Source organism: Marinobacter halophilus, from assembly GCF_003007685.1.
GTDB lineage: Bacteria > Pseudomonadota > Gammaproteobacteria > Pseudomonadales > Oleiphilaceae > Marinobacter > Marinobacter halophilus.
Map to the genome: position 1 here is coordinate 42553 of NZ_PXNN01000017.1, position 21625 is coordinate 64177.

Below are 21625 nucleotides of genomic sequence, written 5' to 3' on the forward strand. Positions count from 1 at the left end.
GACACCCGTTATTTCGGGTAGCCGGTGATGTTCCTGATCTTGCGATAGAGCGGCTGCAGGCGGGGATACATGTCGAGATAGACCTCCTTATACAGGCGCTGGTACATCGCCTGTGCTTCCGGTGCAGGTTCAAACACGTCGCCAACCCGGGTCATGGCCCGAACCGCGCTGTCAAAGTCCGGATGCAGGCCCAGACCGACGGCGGCGTCTATGGCGGCGCCCAGCCCGGAGGTCTCATAGGTGTGGGGGCGCTCTGCGGGCAGGGCGAAAATATCTGCGGTCAGCTGCATGGCGGCATCGCTCTGGGAGCCGCCGCCGGCGACTCTGAGACGCTTTATGGCCTGGCCACTGCGTTTCTCGATCCGATCTTTGCCTTCGCGCAGGGCGTAGGCGAGGCCTTCCAGAATGGCACGATAAATGTGGGCCCGGGTGTGCACATCACCAAAGCCGATGATCGAGCCTTTCGCTTCCGGGCCGGGCTGACGCACTCCCGGGCTCCAGTAAGGTTGCAGCATCAGCCCCATGGAACCGGGTGGAACCGAGTTGACCAGTTCGTCGAACAGCGCTTCCGGCTCTATGCCTTTGCGCTCGGCGATGGTCTGTTCCCGCAGGCCGAATTCTTTCTTGAACCAGCTGACCATCCAGAAGCCGCGGTAAATCATGACTTCCGTGGAGTAATGGCCGGGCAGTGCTGAAGGGTAGGGCGGCATGAACCGGGTTGGTTCGACATAGCGGTGGTTGGTGGTATTGATGGTGGCGGTGGTGCCGTAGCTCATGCAGCCGGTATCCGGGCTCAGACCACCACAGCCCAGGATTTCACAGGCCTTGTCTGAGGCCGCCGCAAACACCGGCAAGCCGGCGGACAGGCCAAGTTGGTAGGCGGCTTCCGGAATGAGTTGTCCCAGGCGCTCACCGGGCCTGACCAGATCGGGCAGCATCTCCCGGGTAATGGGCATGGTTTGCCATTTGAAATCTCGCGGGCCTGCCCATTGCTGTTTTTTATAATCGAACGGCAAATACCCGACCTGACTACCGGTGGAATCGGTGTACTCGCCGGTCAGCCGAAAGTTCAGGTAGCCGGACAGCAGCAGGTATTTGTGGGTTCTGGCCCAGATCTCCGGCTGGTTCTGGGCGATCCAGTTGGCCTGGGTTTTCTCCCGAAAGCGGTGGATGGTGTCTTCCAGTCGGGCTATCTTGAACAAGAGCCCCCAGGGCCCTTTAACTGGGCCGTCCACTCGGGCGTGGCGCTGGTCCAGCCAGATAATCGCCGGCCGTAAGGGCTTGCCATGCTCATCCAGGTTAACCACCGTGCCACGCTGAGTGGTCACGGTGACACCCGCCACCTGTTCTGGTCTGGCGTCTGTGCTTTGCCAGAGCGACTGGCAGGCAAGGCCTAGATTGTCCCAGAAATAATCCGGGTGTTGCTCGGCCCAGCCGGGTTGTTCCGAGAAATACGGTACGATTTCCTGTTTGCCTTTGCCGTGCAGATTGCCGTGTTTGTCGAACAGCAGCGCGCGAACGCTCTGGGTACCGTTGTCGATGGCCAGAATCAGAGGCTCTTGGGTCATCTCACCGGGCCTCGCCAGGTGGTAACGCATAGGCTTGTTGATGCAGCGCCAGATAACGTTCGACTTCTTGCTGCCAACGCTGATCATCCCACTCCAGCCAATCCTGGCAGTGGTTGCGGACCTCTGGCAGCAGGGCTTCGGCGGCGTTCGGCAGAATCAGACCAAGGCGAGTTCTGCGCAGTAACAGATCGTCCAGGTGGAAGACCTGCTCGTACCGGCAGGCCCAGGCCAGTTCGGCCCAAAGTACGTCAGTTCCGGGCACTTCTGTCAGATCTGCATCGACGCAAAGCTGAGCCAGGGCAGGGCCGTAATAGCCTGTCAGTCGTCGCCAGGTCGCGTGCCGGACGGCATCTGGTCGGGCTGGTGCCTGGCCTTGGCTGAATACAGGCTGACCATCGGGCTGGACGGTGAACGGCGATGGTTCGCCCAATGCGGCTTGCAGTGCTTCTCTGGCAATGCAGCGGAAGGTGGTCAGCTTGCCGCCGGCGATACTGATCAAGCCTTTATCGAGCCGCAAGGCGTGCTCGCGATTCTCTTTAGACGGCGCCTTACCTTGCCCGCCGGTAACCACGGGCCGGACACCGGCCCAGGTCGACACCACATCGTCTGCCGATAGCTGGGCGCCAGGGAACAGGGTCGTCGCGACTTTGAGAAGGTACTGCACTTCGCTTGCGTTGATCGCAGGTTCGCGATTGAGGTCGTCGCCGTGGTCCAGGTCGGTGGTGCCCAGAACCGTGGTGCCGGCCCAGGGGAAGGCAAACACCGGCCGTTTATCCTCTGGGTGGAACAAAGACACCGCACAGGTTACCGGTAGCCGCTGCCAGGGCACCACCAGGTGACTACCGCGCAAGGGCCGGATAGTCAGAGAGTTGGCCGACGGCCCCTGGTTTTGCAGCTGATCAGCCCAGGCGCCGGTCGCGTTGATGATTCGCGTCGTGGATAGCGTGATGGTGGATTCCGCTGGCTCGCCGTCTTCGCAAATCGTCAGGCCGTTCACCCAACCGTTGTCATCTCTGATCACCTGTTTGGCCGCAACATAATTCAGGCAAACCGCGCCATCGCGACGGGCTTCAGAAATCAGCCGCTGGACCAGGCGGGCGTCGTCGGTTAGGGCATCGGTGAACAAACTGGCTCCCAGCAGACCGGATTGGGCAAGGCCGGGCGCCCACTGCAGGGCCTGTGACGGGCTCAGTCGTTGCCGCGAACGCACACCGGCCAGACAGTCATAGACCGCCAGCAAGGTCTGGAACATGCGCGGACTGGGGAATTGGCCCTGGTAATGGGGCATCACAAAGCGCAGCGGTTCGATCAATCCGGGCGCTTCCGTCATCAGTCGCTGGCGCTCGCGCACCGCTGCTCGGGTCAGGCCAAGGTGGCCGCTGCCGAGATAGCGCAAACCACCGTGAACCATTTTGGAGGAGCGGCTGGAGGTGCCCCAGGCAAAATCCTTCTGCTCGACCAGCAGGGTTTTCAGGCCGCTGCCGGCGGCTTCTCTGGCTGCGCCGGCGCCGGTAATGCCGCCGCCAATGACCACCACATCAAACTGGCTGTTGCCACTGCGCAAGTCGGCGAGAATCTGTTGCCTTGTCATAGCCACCTCAGTCCAGAAGGGTTTTCGGGTTCAACCGGCTGTCCGGATCGAAGCTCGTGGTGAGCGCCCGGATGGCGCGCATGCCAAGTTCCCCCTTTTCCAGCGGAAGGTAAGGCGCGTGATCCTTGCCAACCCCGTGCTGGTGGCTGATGGTGCCCCGGTTGCGCACGATCAGCTCCGAGGTAGTGTCTTTCAGGTGTTGCCAGCGTGCGAGGGTTTCCGGATAGCTGTCGGCAACGCGGAACACGTAGGTGGTGTAGATAGAGCAGCCCTGGCCATAAAAGTGCGAGAGGTGGGTAAACACATGAGTGTTTTCGTTCTGACTGGCGAGCCCGTTCCGAAGGTTGTCTTCGATCTTGTTGAGCAGATTGTCGACGTTGTCCCAGTTGGTTGCGGTTTCCAGGGTATCGACGGCATAGCCCATATGCCATAACGCTTCCCGCAGGTAAGGCATGGTAAAGCGCTTCTCCGCCCACTTGACTCCCAGGCGCGTGCCTGTATACACGCCCTGATGCGTCGAGCATACCTGGCGAGCCTCTTTCAGGGCGGCGCGACACTGGCTTATACTGCCGGTCACCCCGAAGGTCATCATGCATTTGCCGTCACGGGCACCGCGTAACGACAAAATCTTCTCCAGCATACCAATCAAACCCGGGTGGCCGGCCAGTGCCAGCTGGGTCTCGGTTTCAATGGCGTTGCTGAGCCTCAGCATCGACAGCTGGATGCGATCCTGAGCCAGTTGTCGGGCAGCGGTCCGGGCGAGGTCCCAGGAAGGGAAGAACACCACGTAGAAATTTTCCTGCTCGGGCAACCGGCTAACGCGGGCCTGAACCTCGGTAATCAAACCCAGCCGACCTTCGGAACCGAGGATCATCTCCCGGATGTCCGGCCCTGCACTGGAGGCGGGAATGGTTGGTATATCTAACGTACCTTGCAGAGTCTCGATGCGCCCGCCGGCAAAAAGCTGTTCAATTCGGCCATAGCGCAAGGATTGCTGCCCGCTGGAACGCGATGCCACCCAGCCGCCGATGGTGGACAGTTCAAAGGACTGGGGGAAATGCCCCAGCGTGTAGCCGTGAGCGCGCAGTTGGGCTTCGACCAGCGGCCCGGGCGTGCCGGCACCAAAGGTCGCCAACTGGCTTTCGCGATCCAGGTCGAGCAGGCGGTTCATTTTGGCCAGGCTGACCGTGAGAATGGGCTTGCCCTGATCGACCGGATTGATGTGGCCGGCAACACTGGTGCCGCCGCCATAGGCAATCAGGTGCAGATCGTTGTCGTGGACGTAGCGTAACAACGCGCGCACATCGGAATTGCTGGCGGGAAAAGCAACGCCGTCCGGAAAGGTGCCAATATCGCCGCTGTGCAGGGCTAGCCAATCAACCAGGCTCTGGCCTCGGGCATGCCGCACACGGGTTTCGTTGCCGGTATCAATCTGGTCGGCAACGGCGGGATCAGACGGCAGGCGGGAAACGGGCAGACCGCTGCAGACCTGTTTGAGCGTGACGTCCTGCAGTGGCGTGGCACGGCCAATTCGCCGGCCCAGAAAGGCTTGGCCCTCTTCGGGCAACTCAAGGGAAAACTGATCATCGCCCCAACCGTTCCAGCGTCGCATTAGCTACCGCTCCATAATAAACTGAATGTGCAGGCATTTTAGAAGGTTGGCTCCTGATTGCACTGTCCGAGTACGACAGCGCGGGTGTCATATGGCGCCAGGTGCGTTCATGAGGTGCTTTTATAGCTACCACCTGTCAGGGTCTGAGCGATTCGGTCAATCGCTCGTTGAGATCCCGCCAGCGCTCCAGATTTTGTGCGTCGCCAATCCGTGACCGGTCACCGGATGAACGGTTGAGCCACAACCCTTCACCATTAAAGCTGTATACCGGTTCTAAATCAGTGCGTTGGGATGCTGGCTTTATGTCATTTATCAAGTTATCCAGGATCATAGGGTCGGCATTGGGCGTTGCGTACCAGGCCAACACCATGTGCGCCTGATTCAACTCGAGCGCTTTGACGTAGATGATGCGCAGCTCATCATCCGGGACGCCCATGGCTCTAAGGGTAAGGTATTTGGCAATGGAGAAATCCTCGCAATCGCCGCCATTGGTGGTCAGCAACTCCACCGGGGTTGCCCAATAGTCCTCCTGGCCCCAGTGCTTGATGTCACTGATAAATCGAGACCGATTGAAAAACGAGTTAACCAGCCGCAGCTGGCGATCGATAGGGGCATTGCGGGCGATCTGGTGCAGGCGCTGCCAATCCTGCAGTCGCTGGTGTGCTTCCGGACCGAAGTCTCGAAGCACATAATCCATCAGGCGATCACTGAGTTCGATGGCACCTGCCAGGGAGACCACCAGCAGAAGGGGTAAGAGCAGGGAACGGCGACGTGAAATAGTAGTTGCCGATGCCATGGCAAGCCTCAGTTGCTGTTCTGTAGCCGTTGACGTAATTGCTCGAGTCGCTGGCGAATTTCTTCTCGTCTTTGCTGTTCACCTGCCGAGGAGGACGTAGCGCTGGTCGGGGTGCGCTGATCGGGTTGCCGCATAGACTGTGCCGGCGGCTCATTACTGCTCGCAAGCGATACGCCGGAACGATCATCCAGCTCGGGGAAGTAGAGGTTCTCGAGCTTGCCAGCCCGCTCAATAATCACGCGGTTGGGAAATACCGTTCGCAGCTTGGCATTGCCGGGCAGCTCGTTGCCGACCAGATACGCTTCGGTTTTGCCCTTGTCATCCTCAATCAGCGCACTGCCCGGGAATTCGCCCTCGGCCGCCAGCACGCCGCGCAGTGCCAACCGGAGGTTGGTTTCAGGAAGGTTCTCGGTGTCCAGTTCCGGGCTGCCGTTGTTTTCAGCGGCGGTTCCGAACACGGTCAGGCTTGCCAGCTGCACGTTTGGCACGTTTTGCATAGCGCTGTCCGCGTTAATGCCCGCTATCTGAACCTGAGGCAGAGTGCGCCGGGATTCGGTTTGCCAAAACTGATAACCCTGCCATCCGGTTACCGCGAACATGGCGATAACAGCGGCCAGTGCAAACAGCAATGGTACCCTTTTGTCGAAAGCGAGCATTGAGGATCCTGAATGAATGATCGTGAGCGTAAAAAGCCCACAGGTTATCAGACTGAAATGAATTAGTGGCAGTATAGTGTATAGAGTTGTTCAGTGGTTCCCATTCCTGTGGTAGCCTTTTTCGAAGCTTTCGTATGGCCCACGATTTAAAGGGTTTTCGGGAATCATCCAAGCCCCAGAAGAATAATGAGCGATCTGACGGAAACAACGAGGAAGACTTTGACCATCGATACCGAAATTCAGCCGCAGGATGCGCCGCTGGGCCGGCTTCCTTTTACCTTTGCCAAGCGCAACGGGGTAATCCTTACCCGCAACGAAAGCGGAGAGCCAGTCATCCTGGTGCGCCCGGGTGCGTCGCATTCGGCACTTGCCGAGGCGAACCGCATTAGCGGCGGCCGTGCCCGGTTCACCACTATCGAGGCAAGCCGTTTTGATCAGGCCCTCAACGCGGCTTATCAGAACGATTCCGCGGAAGCCATGCAGATGGTCGAGGGCATTGGTGATGATATGGACCTGGCCTCGCTGGCGGATTCAGTTCCGGAGACCGAGGACCTGCTGGAGCAGGAAGACGATGCTCCCATTATTCGCCTGATTAACGCCATTCTGACGGAAGCGGTCAAAACCAATGCCTCCGACGTTCACATTGAAACCTATGAGAAGCAGCTGGTGGTGCGTTTTCGCATTGACGGTGTGCTGCGCGAAGTGGTGCAGCCCAAGCGCGCGCTAGCGCCTTTACTGGTCTCACGCATTAAGGTTATGGCCAAGCTGGATATTGCCGAAAAGCGGGTGCCGCAAGATGGCCGAATTGCCCTGCGGGTAGCCGGGCGGGAAGTGGATATCCGCGTGTCTACCATGCCCTCGTCCAGTGGCGAACGAGTGGTGCTACGGCTGCTCGACAAGCAAGCCGGTACCATCCGGCTGGAATCCCTTGGCATGGCCGGCAACGACCTGAAAACCCTGCGCAAGCTGATTTTCCGGCCCTACGGCATTCTGTTGGTAACCGGCCCGACCGGTTCCGGTAAGTCGACCACGCTGTATGCCTCTTTACAGGAAATCAACGACCGCACCCGTAATATCCTGACTGTCGAAGACCCTATCGAATACAACCTGCCCGGAATCGGCCAGACCCAGGTTAACGCGAAGGTGGATATGACCTTTGCCCGAGGCCTGCGAGCGATTCTTCGGCAGGACCCGGACGTGGTGATGATTGGTGAAATCCGGGATCTGGAAACGGCTGAAATCGCCGTTCAGGCCAGTTTGACTGGTCACCTGGTACTTTCAACACTGCACACCAACACCGCGGTGGGCGCCATTACCCGGTTGATGGACATGGGCATCGAACCTTTCCTGATATCCTCAAGCCTGGTGGGCATTGTGGCCCAGCGTCTGGTCCGGGTGCTGTGCACGCATTGCCGTGAACCCTACTCGCCCACCGAAGAACACTGCGAGTTTTTGCAGCAAAGCGCAGATAATCCACCGACCATTTACCGGGCGAAAGGGTGCGAGCACTGCAATAACCTGGGTTATCGAGGCCGAATCGGTATTTATGAAACGGTGGAGATTACCGAGGAACTCAGCACCCTGATCCACAAACGGGCTGGAGAGCTGGATCTCGAAAAAACGGCCCGGCAACGCAGCCCGAGTATTCACGCTGACGGGGTCAAAAAAATCCTGGAAGGCACCACCACCGTGGAAGAAGTTCTGCGCGTCACCCATCGGAGCCAGTAATCCATGCCAGCCTATGTTTATAAAGCGCTGGACCAGAAGGGAAAGCAGAAGCAGGGGGTGGTAGAAGCCGACGCTCCGCGCGCGGTACGCCAGCAATTACGGGAAAAAGGTCTAACCCCGCTGACGGTTGAGGCCGCCGTCGATAAACAGGCTGAGACCAGTCCGTTCAGCAACCGTGGTTCACTCAACGCCGCTGACCTGGCCCTGGTAACCCGGCAACTGGCGACGCTTATCCAGTCCGGCATCCCGATAGAGCAGTCGCTCAGTGCCGCAGCGCAACAATCCAGTAAGCCGCGCATTCGCAGTATGCTGATCGCTATCCGGGCCAAGGTGATGGAAGGGTATAGCTTGGCGGACAGCTTTGGAGAATTTCCCAGGGCCTTTCCAAGACTGTATCGGTCCACCGTTGCCGCCGGCGAGCATGCCGGGCACCTGGACCTGGTGCTCAATCGCCTGGCAGATTACACAGAGAACCGCCAGGAGGCCCGCCAGAAAATTCAGCTGGCGGCGATCTACCCTTTGATTCTCAGTATTGTCGCCATTTCGATTGTGGTATTTCTGCTGACTTACGTTGTGCCTGACATCATTGAGGTTTTTGTGCGTCAGGGCCAGGATCTTCCAGGCCTTACGATGGCGATGCTGGCCGTGTCGGAATTTCTGGGCGCTTACGGTGTCTATCTCTTTATCTTGTCGGTATTGGCGCTGGTGGGTTTCCGGTACGCCCTGACCAAGCCCGCATTCCGGATGAAATTCCATAAACAACTGTTACATCTGCCGCTGTTCTCGGGCATGGTGCGTGGTGTCAACACCGCCAGATATGCCAGTACCTTGAGCATTCTGACCACCAGCGGTGTGCCGTTGGTGGAAGCGATGAAGATTGCCGGCGAAGTGTTATCAAATGACTACTTACGAAAAGAACTGAAAAATGCTGCCCGTAAAGTCAGTGAGGGCGGCTCGCTGCACCGGTCACTGGATCAGTCCGGCTATTTTCCTCCCATGATGCTGCACATGATTGCCAGCGGAGAGGCCAGCGGAGAGTTGGACAGCATGCTGGAGCGAACTGCTCGAATGCAGGAAAACAGTTTGCAGTCGAAAATTGCCGCCATCGTGGGCCTGTTTGAGCCGCTGATGTTGCTGGTGATGGGCGTGGTGGTTCTGATTATTGTCATGGCCATCATGTTGCCGATTCTGAATATGAGTAACCTGGTGGGCTGATGCGCCTGCTGGCAATTCATTTAATCCCGAGACCCAGATTAATGATGAGTGGAACTATGAACATGAAACAGAACTGCACCCCAGCCCGGAGCAAAGGCTTCACCCTGATTGAAATCATGGTTGTGATGGTCATTCTTGGTTTGCTGGTGGCCATCGTGGGGCCAAATATCATGGGCCGCGGTGATCAGGCGAAAGTGACTGTGGCAGAAACACAGCTCAACAATATCGCAAGCGCACTGGATTTCTACCGGATGGATAACAGTCACTACCCGTCTACTCAGCAGGGCCTTGACGCGCTGGTAAACCGCCCGAGTGGCACGCCTGAACCACGTAGCTGGAGCGACTCTTACATGAACAGTGTGCCCCAAGACCCGTGGGGTAACGAGTACCAGTACATAAGCCCGGGAACCGAAGGCCCCTATGATCTGTATTCTTTTGGATCTGATGGCCAGGAGGGCGGCGAAGGTGACGCGGCTGACCTCAGCGTCTGGAATATCGGGAACTAAGCGATCGTGGCGTACAAGGAGGACCAAAGCGGTTTTACGCTGATCGAAATCCTGGTTGTCCTGATTATTGTCGGGCTACTGGCGTCGCTGGCTGTGTTCAACATGGCCGGTAGCTCACAGCAACGCGAACTCGAAAACACGGTTCGCGATTTGTACCTTCTGATGCAAACAGCCTCAGAACAGGCGGTGCTCAACAATGCAGAACTTGGGCTGATTTTGGAAGACAGCAGCTACCAGTTTGTGGCGTTTCAGGACGACACCGGTGAATGGACGATGTCGGGCGAACGGCTGTTTCGTTCCCGGTCATTACCTGAATGGCTGGTTCTTACCAATTATATCGAGAACGATGCACCCCGACTGACGTCATCTGAAGACCGGCTGCGACCAGACGTAGTGTTTTTTTCCAGCGGTGAAACCACGCCTTTTATCATTGAATTCACCATCGGCCGTAATACAGAAATTATGCACACGCTCGCTTCTGACGGTGTAGCGCCACTGGAATGGCGTAAGCCCGGCAGTGAAGGTGACGCATGATAAAGACCACCCGGGGCTTCACTCTGCTGGAAGTAATGATTGCCCTGTTGGTGTTTGGCCTGATCGCCACCGCAGCCGCCGAGGTGGGTAGTCAATATATCTCCAGCTATGAGCGGGTGCGCGATAAAACTCTTGCTGGTTGGCTGTCAGACAATCGTGTCAACGAGCTACGTTTGCTGGAAGACCTGCCGGGTATATCTGAAAATTCAGATGACCGGGACTACGGCACATACCGCTGGCAGGTGACAACCGTTGTGCAGGGTACCGCCGAACCCTCAATGCGCCGCGTCGAGGTCACAGTCGCCCGCTATATTGATGGTCAGACAGAACCAGTGCCTGTTCACACCATGTCTGCTTTTTTGGGTGAAAAGTGAGGGTGCCTGCCGCTGACTACCCCTCTGTGAAGTGCTCCGGTTTTACGCTGATGGAAGTGCTGATTGCCGTTACCATCACCGCCTTTATCGGGCTGGGAGTGTGGCAGGTTATCAACAGTGTGGTTAATTCCAAAGACCGAGTGAATCAGGTGGCCGGAGAGTTTGAAAACCTGCAAAAAACCATGCTGTTTCTTGAACGGGATCTGACCCAGCTGATCAACCGCCCGGTGCGTGACCTGTACGGGGATTTCCAGCCAGCCCTGAACAGCCGCGAAGACGCTTTTGTGCTGGCATTGACCCGCCAGGGCTGGCGAAACCCCCTTGGCCTTCGCCGCAGCGGTTTGCAGCGAGTGGCTTGGGAATACACCGGTACCGAACTGAGGCGGCGATACTGGCCGACGGTCGATCAGGGCCAGGACGATAACAGCCGCGACCTGCTCATGCTGGATGGTGTCTTGTCTTTTGAGATCCGGTTTCTGACCAGCGAGTTCACCTGGCAGGACCAGTGGCCGGCCGATCAGGACTTGGCCAACTTGTTACCGGGAGCACGACCGATACTGCCGATGCCCAGAGGTATCGAGGTCACTCTCGAACACGAGAAATTTGGTGAACTGGTGAGAACGTTTGCACTGGCAGATTTTGATGTTGCCGAAGCTCAGGCAACGGTGAATCGGCAAATAGAAGCTTCCAGCGAATCGGACACGGATAACGAGGAAGGTCAGGAACAGCAGGATACCGGCACATGATAAAACCGGTAGGGCAAACAGGTTGTATGAAGCAGAGCGGTGTAGCGCTGATTATGGTTCTGATGGCGATGGCGTTGGTGGTCATGCTGGCAACCGGAATGAGCCATCAACAAAGTATTCGGATATTTAAAGCCGGGCATTATCTGGCACAACAGCAAGGCCACAGTATTGCATTGGGGGCGGAAGAGTTTGCTCGCCGGATTCTGGTTCGCGATTTTGAACAGGATCGGGAAGACGGGCTGATGGTAGACAGCCCGGATGAATTTTGGGCTATGTACGCCGCCATTCTGCCTCTCGACTCAGACGGCGTGGCAGAGGTTCAGATCGACGATCTGAGTGGCCGGATCAACCTTAACGATCTGGTCAGCGCTAACGGTCAGGTGGATAGCCTGGCCAAGGACCGCTTGACGCGTTTATTAAGAGCGCTAGGCATAACGGCGGTTTCCGCGGATGCTCTGGTTGACTGGATTGATGCAGATGACCAGACCATCAGCGCCTATGGTGCCGAAGATGGTCAATACCTGATGGCAGATCCGCCTTACCGGGCGGCAAATCAGCCGTTTGTTTCAATCACCGAACTGCGCCTGATTGATGGCATGACTGAAGAAATCTACGTTGCGCTCAAGCCCCACGTTATTGCACTGCCAGTCAGCGGCGTTGGTATCAACGTGAACACCGCAACCGGGCCTGTGCTCATGTCGTTACATGACGATATGACCGAAGCTCAGGCCGAGTCTGTTCTGGCCAAAAGAGAAGAAGAGCGGTTCGAGAACCTACAGGACTTTCTGGCACTGCCAGAATTCGCGGGTATGGGCCTTAAAACCACCGGGCTTTCCTTGCAAACACGCTTTTTTGAAGTGGTATCGCGGATTACCTACGATAATCGTGTTGTCACCATGGTCAGCACCGTTTTTCGTAATCCGGAGGGAGAGGTCCGGACGGTTCACAGGGATTCCGGACAAAAAAATCGCATCACCAAAGAACCCTATTCAATCTCGGAAGGATAGCCATGTCTTATCGTCTTTTTGTTCGGCCCGTTCCGCCCTTTGCGGACCCGGAGCAGAACCCCGAGTTACAGCTGTTCAGCTGGATGCTGCAGGATGCCAGTGGCGACGCTCAGGCCAGGGGCGCAGCCGATACCAGGGCAAGCATAGAGCAGACTCTGGCTCAAAATGCGCTGGACAAAGTATTGTTGATTGGCTTGATTCCAGGAGATGAGGCGTTATTCTGCGTTGCAGACATCCCGGCAAAACAGAGCCGGTTTGTGCTGCAGGCGCTGCCTTTTGCGGTGGAAGAGCAAATCGCTCAGGACATCGAGTCTATACACCTGGCCCTCGGGCGCCACACGCCCGAGGGCTACCAGGTGGCGGCCATTGACCAGGAGCAGATGGGGCGCTGGCTGGCGTTGTTCTCAGGCTGGGAACACGCTCGCCTTGAGGCGATTTACCCCGACGCCGCGTTGTTGCCGGCCACCGCGGGTGGCTGGACTGCGTGTCTCGATGGTGACGGCGTTATGCTGCTTAGCCAGAAGGGCGAGTGGCTGCGTATGCAGACCACCAATCTTGGCATGATGGGCGTCACCCTGGCGACACCGCCATCGGAGGAGGTGGTTACTGAAATTCCGGTAACGGTTTACGGCACAGACTCGGACCTTGAAACCTATCAAACGGCCATCGGGGAATTGCGCGGTGGTGACGGGCGGGTGCGCCTGAATCAAGAGCCGCTTGAGTTTTCCACCCTGGAATTGCTGGCCTGGGCTTACCATCAACATCTGTGCAATCCGGTGAACCTTTGCCAGGGGCTCTATACCGTCAATGTGAGTGGCAGCAGCCCGCTGAGGCCGTGGAAGCCGTTGATGGCGGTTGCCGCGGTCTGGTTTGTAGTGCAGTTGGCCCTGAACGCCGGCATGGGCGTCTATCACAATCAGCACGCTGAGAAGGTACAGCATCAGGCCATGAACGTTTACCAGTCTGCTTTCCCAGGAGATCGTCGTACTCATGCAGGCAATGTTCGTCGAGTGATTGAAGGCCAGCTAAGGGTGGCCGGTTCCGGGCAACAAGAAATGGATTTTGTTACTTTGCTAAAGTACACGGGAGATCAGTACAGCCGGCTTTCCGGAGCCGGATCGGTTACGTTTAATTCAATCAATTACAGTCGGAATCGTGGTGAGCTAGTGGTTGATGTACGAGCAGACAGTTATGAGCGTATGAGCAGTTTACGAAATGGCCTCACCAATCAGGGCCTGCAGGCTCAGATAGGTTCTGTGGTGAATGAAAGTTCCGGCTCCCGTGGCCGCCTGACGGTTTCCGGAGGCTGATACTATGTGGACACGAATCAAAGACCAACCTGCTATCGGAAAGCTGATCGCCCAGTACGATCAGCTGCCGGTCAGAGACCGTCAGGCTCTGGGCGCACTGGCTGTCGCCTTACTGGTGGCGGTATTGTATTTTGCCATCTGGCGTCCGGTTTCGGATTTCCGTGAACAGGCGGAAGCCAGCCGGGAAAATGCCGAGCAGCTGCTGGCCTGGATGCAGGCGAATGAAGCCAGTATCCGCCGACTTGGCGGGGCTGGCTCAACGGCTTCGGCAGGGGCAGCCGTGGACAAACCGGCAGATGGTCGCGCCTTGATGGCACTGGTCACCCGGTCCGCCGGCGAGGCAGGGCTGTCATTGCAGCGCTTTGAGCCCAGTGGCGAAAACGCCATTCGGGTATGGCTTGAAGGTGTGCCATTTGCCGATGTCGCAGCCTGGCTCGAGCAACTCGACTCCCGGAATGGCGTTATTATTGACCAGGCGGCCATAGACCGGGGCAATCAACCTGGCCGGGTGTCCGTCCGGCTTACTTTAATGATCTGAACGGGATTTTCCCAAAGCTGACCGGTATTCCCGGAGGAGCGCAAGAAGATGCGTGATACGCACGAAAACAATAATAATGCCGATGCTGTCGTGGTTCGTCTTGATGAGACTGCACGTAATGAAGCCCAGTCCATTCTGTGCAGTGCATACCGGGAAGACCCGACTTTCCAGTATCTTTTCGACCACCACCGGGCGGGCTATGATCAACGGGTGAGGGCGACAGTCAGAGAGTTGATTGACCTGTACCTGGACCTGAACCAGGACGCCGTCGGCGTGATGAAGGGGGATAGCCTGATCGCGGTGGCGTTTATCGGTGACCCGGAACTGCGCATGAATCTGGCTGATCAATTTAGCTGGCGGATCCGTATGGTATTGACTGCCGGGTTTGCCTCCACCCGGCGTTACCTGGATTATCACAAGAAAATCCGCGACTTATTGCCACACCCACAGGCCCACCAGTTGCCTTTGATGGGTGTTAATCCACAATATCAGAATCAGGGGTACGGCAGGGTACTGCTCAAAGCGGTAGAAAAACTCTGTGAAGAGAACCCCCGTGGCAGCGGGCTTGTTCTGGATACCGGGAACAGCCGTTATCTGCCATTTTACGAGTCTGAAGGATTCCAGAGCCTGGGCAAGATCCGTTTGGGTGAGTTTGAAGATCATGTGATGTATCGCGAGATCAAGGCCGGTTCCGAAGAACGTCGGAACGAGGCAACACCGCATTAATGCAGTATCCGTGAACAGGAGAGAATGTGACTGACAGCCATGATTTTGATCTGATTGTAATTGGTGCCGGCTCCGGCGGCGTGCGCCTGGCAAGAATGTCTGCCCAGCGGGGTGCGCGGGTTGCCGTGGTGGAGTCACGGTATCTGGGAGGCACGTGTGTCAATGTTGGCTGCGTTCCCAAAAAGCTCTTTGTCTACGGCGCCCACGTCCACGATGATCTGGAGGATGCAGCGGGGTACGGTTGGCACATTCCCATGGACGACGTCAGCTTTGACTGGCCAACCCTGGTTGCCAACAAAAACACTGAAATTGAGCGTTTGAACGGCATCTACGGCCGGCTGCTTGCGAATGCCGGAGTACAAATTATTCGCGGCACCGCCAGTTTCCGGGATACCAATACGGTGGTGGTAGGTGACCGGAGCTACTCGGCCAAGCACATTACCGTGGCCACAGGCAGCTGGCCGGTGGTGCCGGATGTGCCGGGTAAAGAATGTATTCTCACGTCTAACGAAATGTTCTATCTGCCGCAGTTGCCTCGTCATGCTGTGGTATGGGGTGGCGGCTATATCGCGGTGGAGTTTGCCGGCATTCTGGCGGGGCTTGGGGTTGAAACCACACTTTTGTATCGGGGTGACCTATTCCTGAGAGGCTTCGATGACGACGTTCGTCGTTTTACCGAGCAGGAGATGCGCAAAAAAGGGATAGACTTGATGTTCAACGTGACCATCGAGTCAATTGATACGCAAAACGCGCACTATCAGGTAAATCTGTCCAACGGGGAGCGTCTTGAAACCGGACTGGTCATGGCTGCAACCGGGCGCAGAGCGATGGTAGATGGCCTTGGCCTGACCGAGCTCGGTATTGAACTGAATGCCTCCGGGCATGTTGTGGTTGATGACCACTTCCAGACCTCGGTGCCGTCAATAACAGCCTTGGGCGATGTCATCGGCACGCCTCAACTTACACCGGTTGCGCTCGCCCAGGCGATGGTACTCTCGCGCAGGCTATTCGGGGATGGTCAGGGTGAGATGGATTACAGCGCGATACCAACGGCTGTGTTCTGTCAGCCGAACATCGGCACGGTGGGGTTGACCGAAGAAGCAGCAAGAGCGGCAGGCCATACCCTCAGAATTTACCGATCTGAGTTCAGGCCGATGAAATATACCCTCAGTGGTCGCGATGAGCGTTGCCTGATGAAGTTGGTTGTCGATGACCCGTCGGACAAAGTTTTGGGCGCCCATATGGTGGGGCCAGACGCCGGCGAAATCACACAAGGGCTGGCGGTGGCGATCAAAGCGGGTGCCACCAAGGCCCAGTTTGATTCAACCATGGGCATTCACCCGACGTCTGCAGAAGAATTCGTGACCATGCGGGAGCCTGTGACCTGACCGGACGATGGCTTACAGCCCGCAGCCTTCATGGCGGCGGGCTGCAATTCCTTACCGTCCTACAGACGAATCCAGCGGCTGAGCACTTCGCGAAGGGTGTCCCGCCTCACCGGCTTCGCAACGTAGTCGTTCATACCACTCGTCAGGCACAGCTCTTCGGTTTCACGGGAGACATCCGCGGTCAAGGCAATGATGGGGGCACCCGACTGGCCGTTGCTCTGCTCCCACTCCCGGATTACGCGGGTAGCTTGATAGCCATCCATCACGGGCATCTGGCAATCCATCAGAATGACATCGTAGCCTTCGTGCTTGTTTTTCACTTTATCAATGGCTTCCTGGCCATTGTGAGCAGACTCAACCTGGAAACCGAGTTTACTGAGCAGGGTGGTTGAGACCTTCAGGTTAACAGCATTGTCTTCTACCACCAGAGCCCAAGCCGTGCTTCCGAGTTGTTCCCGAGGCGCATCGGGCAGGGCAGCTTGACACGTGCCTGGCTGTTCAGGCAGCTCAAAGGGAACTTCGAACCGGAACGAGGACCCCTCCCCAACATCAGATTCCACCTGAATATGGCCGCCCATCAATTCAACGAGACGTTGAACGAGGGACAGGCCGAGCCCGGTGCCTGTGTGAGCACGGCTGCTGCTGTTGTCTATCTGTTCAAAGCTATGGAAAATGTTCGTCAATCTGTCACCGGGGATACCGGTACCGGTATCGCTGACTGAGCAGGTGAACATCATGCAATTGGACTCCAGCGGTATCCAGCTTGCGCGAACACTCACGAAACCGTTATTGGTAAATTTCAGAGAGTTACCAAGAAGACCCGCGAGAATCTGCCGCACCCTTGGTGCGTCACCGATAACCATGGGATTTTCTGGCCAATCACTCAGGAAGTTCACATCCAGAGCAAGGCCCTGTTGTTCTGCCGCGTGCCGGTAAGATGCGGCGCAGTTGGAAATGAGAGTGCGGAGGTCAAATTCCTGATTTTCAAGCTCAAGATTACCACTGTCCATTCGAGCGTAATCGAGAATGTCAGAAATGACCGTTAGCAGATCTTCAGTTGCCTGCCGTGCAGTGCCCAGGTAATCCCTCTGGCGTTTGGTCAGAGGTTCCTCCTGAATCAGTTCGACCATGCCGAGTACGCCGTTCAGTGGTGTACGCAGTTCGTGGCTCATGGTGGCCAGAAATTCGGATTTGGCGTGGCTTGCCAGTTCAGCCTTTTCACGGGCGGTTTCCGACATTGCCAGAGTTTGATTTCTGGAAGCCTGCAGCTTTGCAAGGTGTTGTGCGAGTTCATTCAACTGATTCTGGATCGCTACGATTTCTTTCGAATTGCCCCGAGTTACTACCGGCTGTTCCACATAATCGCCATCAATGAGCATACTGACCTGGCTGGCGAGTTTGCGGATCGGCTGAAGAATGTTATTGAGAAAGTGTTTGACCATAAGAATGGTAAATATCAGCATGGCCACGCCCACGGCGATGGATGACAACAATATGTCCTGTTGGCGTTCTGCCAGTACACGGGGATCAACGCCCACTTCCACCGTGCCCACCCGTAACGCCCCGGTGCTGAAACCGTAGCCCGGATTGAACCAGTCTGTGCCGCTGCCCAGCTCCAGTGGTTCTTGAAGAATTTCGGCCTGATACAAATTAAAGCCCTGACTCCTCAAGGTCGAATCGGCCAGGCTGTTGCTAACGAACCCCAATTCCTGATCGACCACATCGGTGACGCGAATCCATTCGGCTTTACTGCGACGCAGGGATTGCTTCAACACCTGTTCCAAAGCCAGAATGTTGCCGGAAACCACCGCGTATTCCAACGCCGGAGCCAGGCTGTCGGCCAGCATCTGAGTGCTCTGAGCAAGATCGGTGCGGGCATCGTCCAGTCGAGCTGACGTAAAGAACGCCATAAGCGCGACGAACATAACCACTGCGGGCAGGGCGCCCAATAATAGAAGCTTTTTCGACAGCGATGCTCCTTGGTGTGGGGTAGGAGTCTTCATTCTGCCCCCCCCTGGCCGGACTGAAGCAGTTCATCCACCTGCTCCGCGATCCAGTCGCGTTCAGGCAGAGGAATGTTCAATGAGCGGGCAACCTGTTTATTAGCTTCTACTCGATACTCCCCCGGATAATCCGGTTCAGGAAAATGACCTTCCGCGAGGTATCCTTGCAGGTAAGTGCCTGCCATTTCAGCCATGACGGGGAAGGGTGCGTAGCTGGAAGCCAGAACACCGGCTTTGACATAGGCTTGACTGGGGCCAATCACAATTTTGTTACGCCTGTAGGCTGTGAGCAGGATATGCTTGATATTTCGGGGGTTGTAAATGGCATCGTCCGAGCCGGCCAGCACAAAATCGCCATAGGTGAGGGCTCTCACCAGAGTGGGGATCAGTTGGTCGTCACTGTCAGTGATAAATACGCGCGCTTGCAGGTTATAAGCTGACAGCTGATCAATCAGGTCTTCGTAGATTTCAACCGATTCGGTAGATGCCAGCAGGGCAATCTGTCTCGACTGAGGCAAAATCGCTTTCCCGGTCAGAGCCTGTCTTACCAGTGGCACGTCGTAATAAATCGCGGACACCTGGCCGGGCGATCGGTTGGCGTAACCCTGGATGAAGGTCTTTTCCACCATCAGTGCCAGAATTGGTGCATCCCGGTTCATTTGCCGGATCTTCGAAAACGCGACTGGCCCGATGGTGACGACCGGGCTGTCTGTGCCGATCATGCTTTGGTCGTCCCGAATGGGCATCAACGTTGCTTCGTCACCCAGTTGATCAGCGAGCAGGCCAGTGACGTGACGGTCAAGGGCGTCGTTGCCGGATCCAACAATGTAAATAACGGGGCTGGCGGTCTGATGACTCTGTGCAATGCTCGCTGAGGGCCAAAGCCAGAACAGAAAGCAGACCAGCGCCGTCGTGAACGATCGCAGTGCCTGCAAATTGTGTGGCTGAACGGATTCAGTTGGTCTGGATGAGGTCATACCGTCCCGATTGGTGAGCAACCCTGATGTTAAGTCCCTTTGTCATAGTGTCAGAACCGGACGCCTGCCTCCACGAAGAACTGATTATGATCTTTGATATTGTTATCTGAACTCAGTTCCGGGTCTCGATTCAAATAATGCTGCATCGTAAAAGCCAGTTCGGCGGTGTAGCGAGATTGATAGATGCGCTTGGCGATTCTGGCATCAAACCGCTCGAACTGGCTGCGGCCAAACTCGTCTGCCCAGTAGAACGCCGACGAGGCTTTGAGCCCCCAGGGTAAGTCCTGTATCACTGCCAGACTTCCCGAATGCCGTACAGACATCCGGGTAAGCAGATCTGTTGTCCGCTGTTGTTTGACGGTGTCGACATCACCGTCGTCGTTGAAAATTGGCTCGCCAGTATACCAGGTGTCCTGATCCAGATAGCCGTAGCTGGCTCTTAAGGTGGTCCCTGGATACTCAAGCATGGCCTCAACTTCAAAACCTTTCTGGTCTATGGCAACGTTGTTGTCGACGCTCCAGTCCTTGAGCTGAATAACACCGCTGATCATATCCCGGAGCTCGTCGTTGAAGCCCCGAACCTCAATGGACAGCATCCCTTGTTCTAGAGGAAACTGCCCGAAGTAGCTGATTTCTCGTGAGATGATGTGCTCTTCTTGAAGATCTCTGCCAAGCGTCAACCACCCCTGTACTTCATACGCTTCCTGGGTAGTTATGCGGCGACCTTCAAGGTCTGAGTAGATTGCAGGGCTGACATTCCTCAGGGTATAGCCCCAATCGGGGTTTTGCTCGAATCCATCTGGCGTGCGCACCGCTTCTGAGTATACAAACCGCAAGGCATGGCGATTGTTGAACGTAAAGTTGGCCGCCAGCCTCGGTGAGAAATAACTATTGTCTGTGGTGCTGGTTCTTTCCCAGTTACCACCAGCATTCAGTGTCAGCCAGGACAGAGGGGTATACTCAAGGTTGCCGAAAAACCGTGACTGGTAATTGCTGCCCCGGCCATTGAAGTAGGTCTCCGAGCGGAAGGTGTCTTTACGGAAGCCGGCACCAGAGGCGACTTTCAGGTCATTGTTGATGATCAGCGTGTCCTGCAACTCGAACTCCAGACGAGTGTCCTCTGAATCTGCATCAACCTCTGCGAAACCAGCGATAGGAGCATCATCCGGATAACACGGGAAATCGCGATTGCTATCCCTTCTGAATAAAGGTGTGCCATTTTCCAGGCATGTCACTGCCTCGTCTGGAAAGGAAATAGTGTAGGGTTGTCTTCGATTGAAATTCTCAACACTCGCCATGACATGAAAAAAGTGACGGTCGGACGTTCTGACATTCAGTTTGGACTGGAGATAGTAGTCACGAACGTCAATGTCAGGGTCGTCAAACGGGTTAAGCTCTGCGGTTTTGTCTTTGTCGTTATACTTGGTGCCGTCGACGACCCCGGTGCGTAATTCAAGATCCACTTGATCATGGAATTTGAGGCGGGAATCGTAAGTGAACGAGTTGATGTCATGACCATTGCGGAACGGGAAACGTTCACCACCGTCTACCTGATAGTCGAAGCCATCAAATTTGCGTTTCTCATAGGTCAGTCGCCAGTCAACGTCTGGGCCGGCATCGCCGACTGAGCCGAAGGTTCGCAAATAACCACGGGAGCCACTGACCACGCGAGTCTCGACACCCGCGGTGTCGGCCGGATCGCGAGTTATGATGTTAATGGTGCCCAGAAAGGCATTGATGCCGTAGGCTGCGGAATTGGGGCCTCGGGCAACCTCAATACGCTCAATCATCTCCAGCGGAACCGGCATGGTTTCCCAGTCCATATCCGACAAGGTCGCTTTGTGGGACGTGCGACCGTCGACCAGTACCTGCATGCGCCGCTGCTCGTAATGCACCGTGCCATGATAGGTCGTGACCGGCTGATGACTTCCGACAAAATTGACCACCATGCCGGGAACCAGGCGAAAAACCTCGTACAGATTCATGATGCCTAGGTCGCGTATCATGTCACCAGTGATAACCGTGGTACTGCCCGGCACCCGGGTTTTGGGCTGACGGAGCCGTGTGGTGGTCAACACTTCCGGAATGTCATCGCCAAACGAAATAAAGCCGGCGTTGAAGTCTTGGTCAGCCGGGGCTGCACTGGCCGTTGTTGCGGTTATGCCAATGATGGCCGAAGCCAGCAACGATAGGCGAAAGACAAGCCCCGTGCGAGGCTGACGTGATTGGTTTTCAGGCAGGTAATTCGTAATAGACATAGGTGTCGTTCTATAATTTGCCGGGCGACAGCTTTATTATGATTCTTCCTGAATCCTAGGGGAGATGAAACGGTTTGTCTCTATAAAGATTA

Annotated in this window: 19 protein-coding genes; 11 read left to right on the forward strand and 8 right to left on the reverse strand. The window is 56.3% G+C overall.

Annotated features, from left to right (window positions below):
• Positions 1–8 precede the first annotated feature (8 nt).
• The 5 genes from C7H08_RS14085 to C7H08_RS14105 all read right to left on the reverse strand — a co-directional run bounded on the left by C7H08_RS14085 (position 9) and on the right by C7H08_RS14105 (position 6223).
• Positions 9–1568 carry an FGGY-family carbohydrate kinase gene (locus tag C7H08_RS14085; RefSeq protein WP_106673594.1) on the reverse strand — a complete coding sequence of 520 codons (1560 nt, stop codon included), beginning with the start codon at positions 1566–1568 and terminating at the stop codon, positions 9–11.
• A gap of 1 nt (position 1569) precedes the next feature.
• Positions 1570–3159 (reverse strand): glycerol-3-phosphate dehydrogenase/oxidase, encoded by a 1590-nt coding sequence (locus C7H08_RS14090; protein ID WP_106672885.1) that lies wholly within the window; start codon positions 3157–3159, stop codon positions 1570–1572.
• Positions 3160–3166: 7 nt separating this feature from the next.
• Positions 3167–4771, reverse strand: coding sequence for an FAD-binding oxidoreductase (locus tag C7H08_RS14095; protein ID WP_106672886.1), 1605 nt, complete (start codon positions 4769–4771; stop codon positions 3167–3169).
• 136 nt (positions 4772–4907) lie between these two features.
• Positions 4908–5567 carry a transglutaminase-like cysteine peptidase gene (locus tag C7H08_RS14100; protein WP_106672887.1) on the reverse strand — a complete coding sequence of 220 codons (660 nt, stop codon included), beginning with the start codon at positions 5565–5567 and terminating at the stop codon, positions 4908–4910.
• Positions 5568–5575: 8 nt separating this feature from the next.
• Positions 5576–6223: a type II secretion system protein N gene (locus tag C7H08_RS14105; RefSeq protein WP_106672888.1), complete on the reverse strand. Its 648-nt coding sequence runs from the start codon at positions 6221–6223 to the stop codon at positions 5576–5578.
• A 186-nt stretch (positions 6224–6409) separates the two neighbouring features.
• Between C7H08_RS14105 and gspE the strand changes: the two genes are divergently transcribed.
• Genes gspE through gorA form a run of 11 tightly spaced genes read left to right on the forward strand, consistent with a single transcriptional unit; the run spans position 6410 to position 16295 of the window.
• On the forward strand, positions 6410–7951 hold the full coding sequence (gspE, locus tag C7H08_RS14110) for a type II secretion system ATPase GspE (RefSeq protein WP_106672889.1): 1542 nt from the start codon (positions 6410–6412) through the stop codon (positions 7949–7951).
• Between the two features lie 3 nt (positions 7952–7954).
• Entirely contained in the window at positions 7955–9166 is a 1212-nt protein-coding gene (gspF, locus tag C7H08_RS14115; protein WP_106672890.1) for a type II secretion system inner membrane protein GspF, read from the forward strand.
• Positions 9167–9222: 56 nt separating this feature from the next.
• The gene (gene gspG / locus C7H08_RS14120) at positions 9223–9672 is read left to right on the forward strand and encodes a type II secretion system major pseudopilin GspG (RefSeq protein ID WP_227663279.1); all 450 of its coding nucleotides are present in this window, start codon (positions 9223–9225) and stop codon (positions 9670–9672) included.
• Between the two features lie 6 nt (positions 9673–9678).
• Positions 9679–10206: a type II secretion system minor pseudopilin GspH gene (gspH, locus tag C7H08_RS14125; RefSeq protein ID WP_106672891.1), complete on the forward strand. Its 528-nt coding sequence runs from the start codon at positions 9679–9681 to the stop codon at positions 10204–10206.
• Positions 10206–10580: a type II secretion system minor pseudopilin GspI gene (gene gspI, locus C7H08_RS14130; protein WP_106673596.1), complete on the forward strand. Its 375-nt coding sequence runs from the start codon at positions 10206–10208 to the stop codon at positions 10578–10580. The genes gspH and gspI overlap by 1 nt, the downstream gene beginning before the upstream one ends.
• Positions 10581–10606: 26 nt before the next feature.
• Positions 10607–11326: a type II secretion system minor pseudopilin GspJ gene (gene gspJ / locus C7H08_RS14135; RefSeq protein WP_227663281.1), complete on the forward strand. Its 720-nt coding sequence runs from the start codon at positions 10607–10609 to the stop codon at positions 11324–11326.
• Positions 11323–12333, forward strand: coding sequence for a type II secretion system minor pseudopilin GspK (gene gspK / locus C7H08_RS14140; protein WP_106672893.1), 1011 nt, complete (start codon positions 11323–11325; stop codon positions 12331–12333). Before gspJ ends, gspK begins: the two co-directional genes overlap by 4 nt.
• 2 nt (positions 12334–12335) lie before the next feature.
• Positions 12336–13643 carry a type II secretion system protein GspL gene (gspL, locus tag C7H08_RS14145; RefSeq protein WP_106672894.1) on the forward strand — a complete coding sequence of 436 codons (1308 nt, stop codon included), beginning with the start codon at positions 12336–12338 and terminating at the stop codon, positions 13641–13643.
• A 4-nt stretch (positions 13644–13647) separates the two neighbouring features.
• Positions 13648–14181: a type II secretion system protein GspM gene (gene gspM / locus C7H08_RS14150; protein WP_106672895.1), complete on the forward strand. Its 534-nt coding sequence runs from the start codon at positions 13648–13650 to the stop codon at positions 14179–14181.
• 48 nt (positions 14182–14229) lie between these two features.
• Positions 14230–14907 carry a GNAT family N-acetyltransferase gene (locus C7H08_RS14155; protein WP_106672896.1) on the forward strand — a complete coding sequence of 226 codons (678 nt, stop codon included), beginning with the start codon at positions 14230–14232 and terminating at the stop codon, positions 14905–14907.
• Positions 14908–14933: 26 nt separating this feature from the next.
• Entirely contained in the window at positions 14934–16295 is a 1362-nt protein-coding gene (gene gorA / locus C7H08_RS14160; protein WP_106672897.1) for a glutathione-disulfide reductase, read from the forward strand.
• Between the two features lie 59 nt (positions 16296–16354).
• Here gorA and C7H08_RS14165 read toward each other — a convergent pair whose 3' ends face one another.
• The 3 genes from C7H08_RS14165 to C7H08_RS14175 are packed head-to-tail and all read right to left on the reverse strand — an operon-like array spanning position 16355 to position 21533.
• On the reverse strand, positions 16355–18298 hold the full coding sequence (locus C7H08_RS14165; protein ID WP_106672898.1) for an ATP-binding protein: 1944 nt from the start codon (positions 18296–18298) through the stop codon (positions 16355–16357).
• Positions 18295–19275, reverse strand: a complete 981-nt coding sequence (locus tag C7H08_RS14170) for a hypothetical protein (protein ID WP_227663282.1) — start codon at positions 19273–19275, stop codon at positions 18295–18297. Before C7H08_RS14170 ends, C7H08_RS14165 begins: the two co-directional genes overlap by 4 nt.
• A 50-nt stretch (positions 19276–19325) precedes the next feature.
• A complete protein-coding gene (locus tag C7H08_RS14175; protein ID WP_106672899.1) occupies positions 19326–21533 on the reverse strand; it encodes a TonB-dependent receptor plug domain-containing protein in 2208 nt (735 codons plus the stop codon).
• Between the last annotated feature and the right edge of the window lie 92 nt (positions 21534–21625).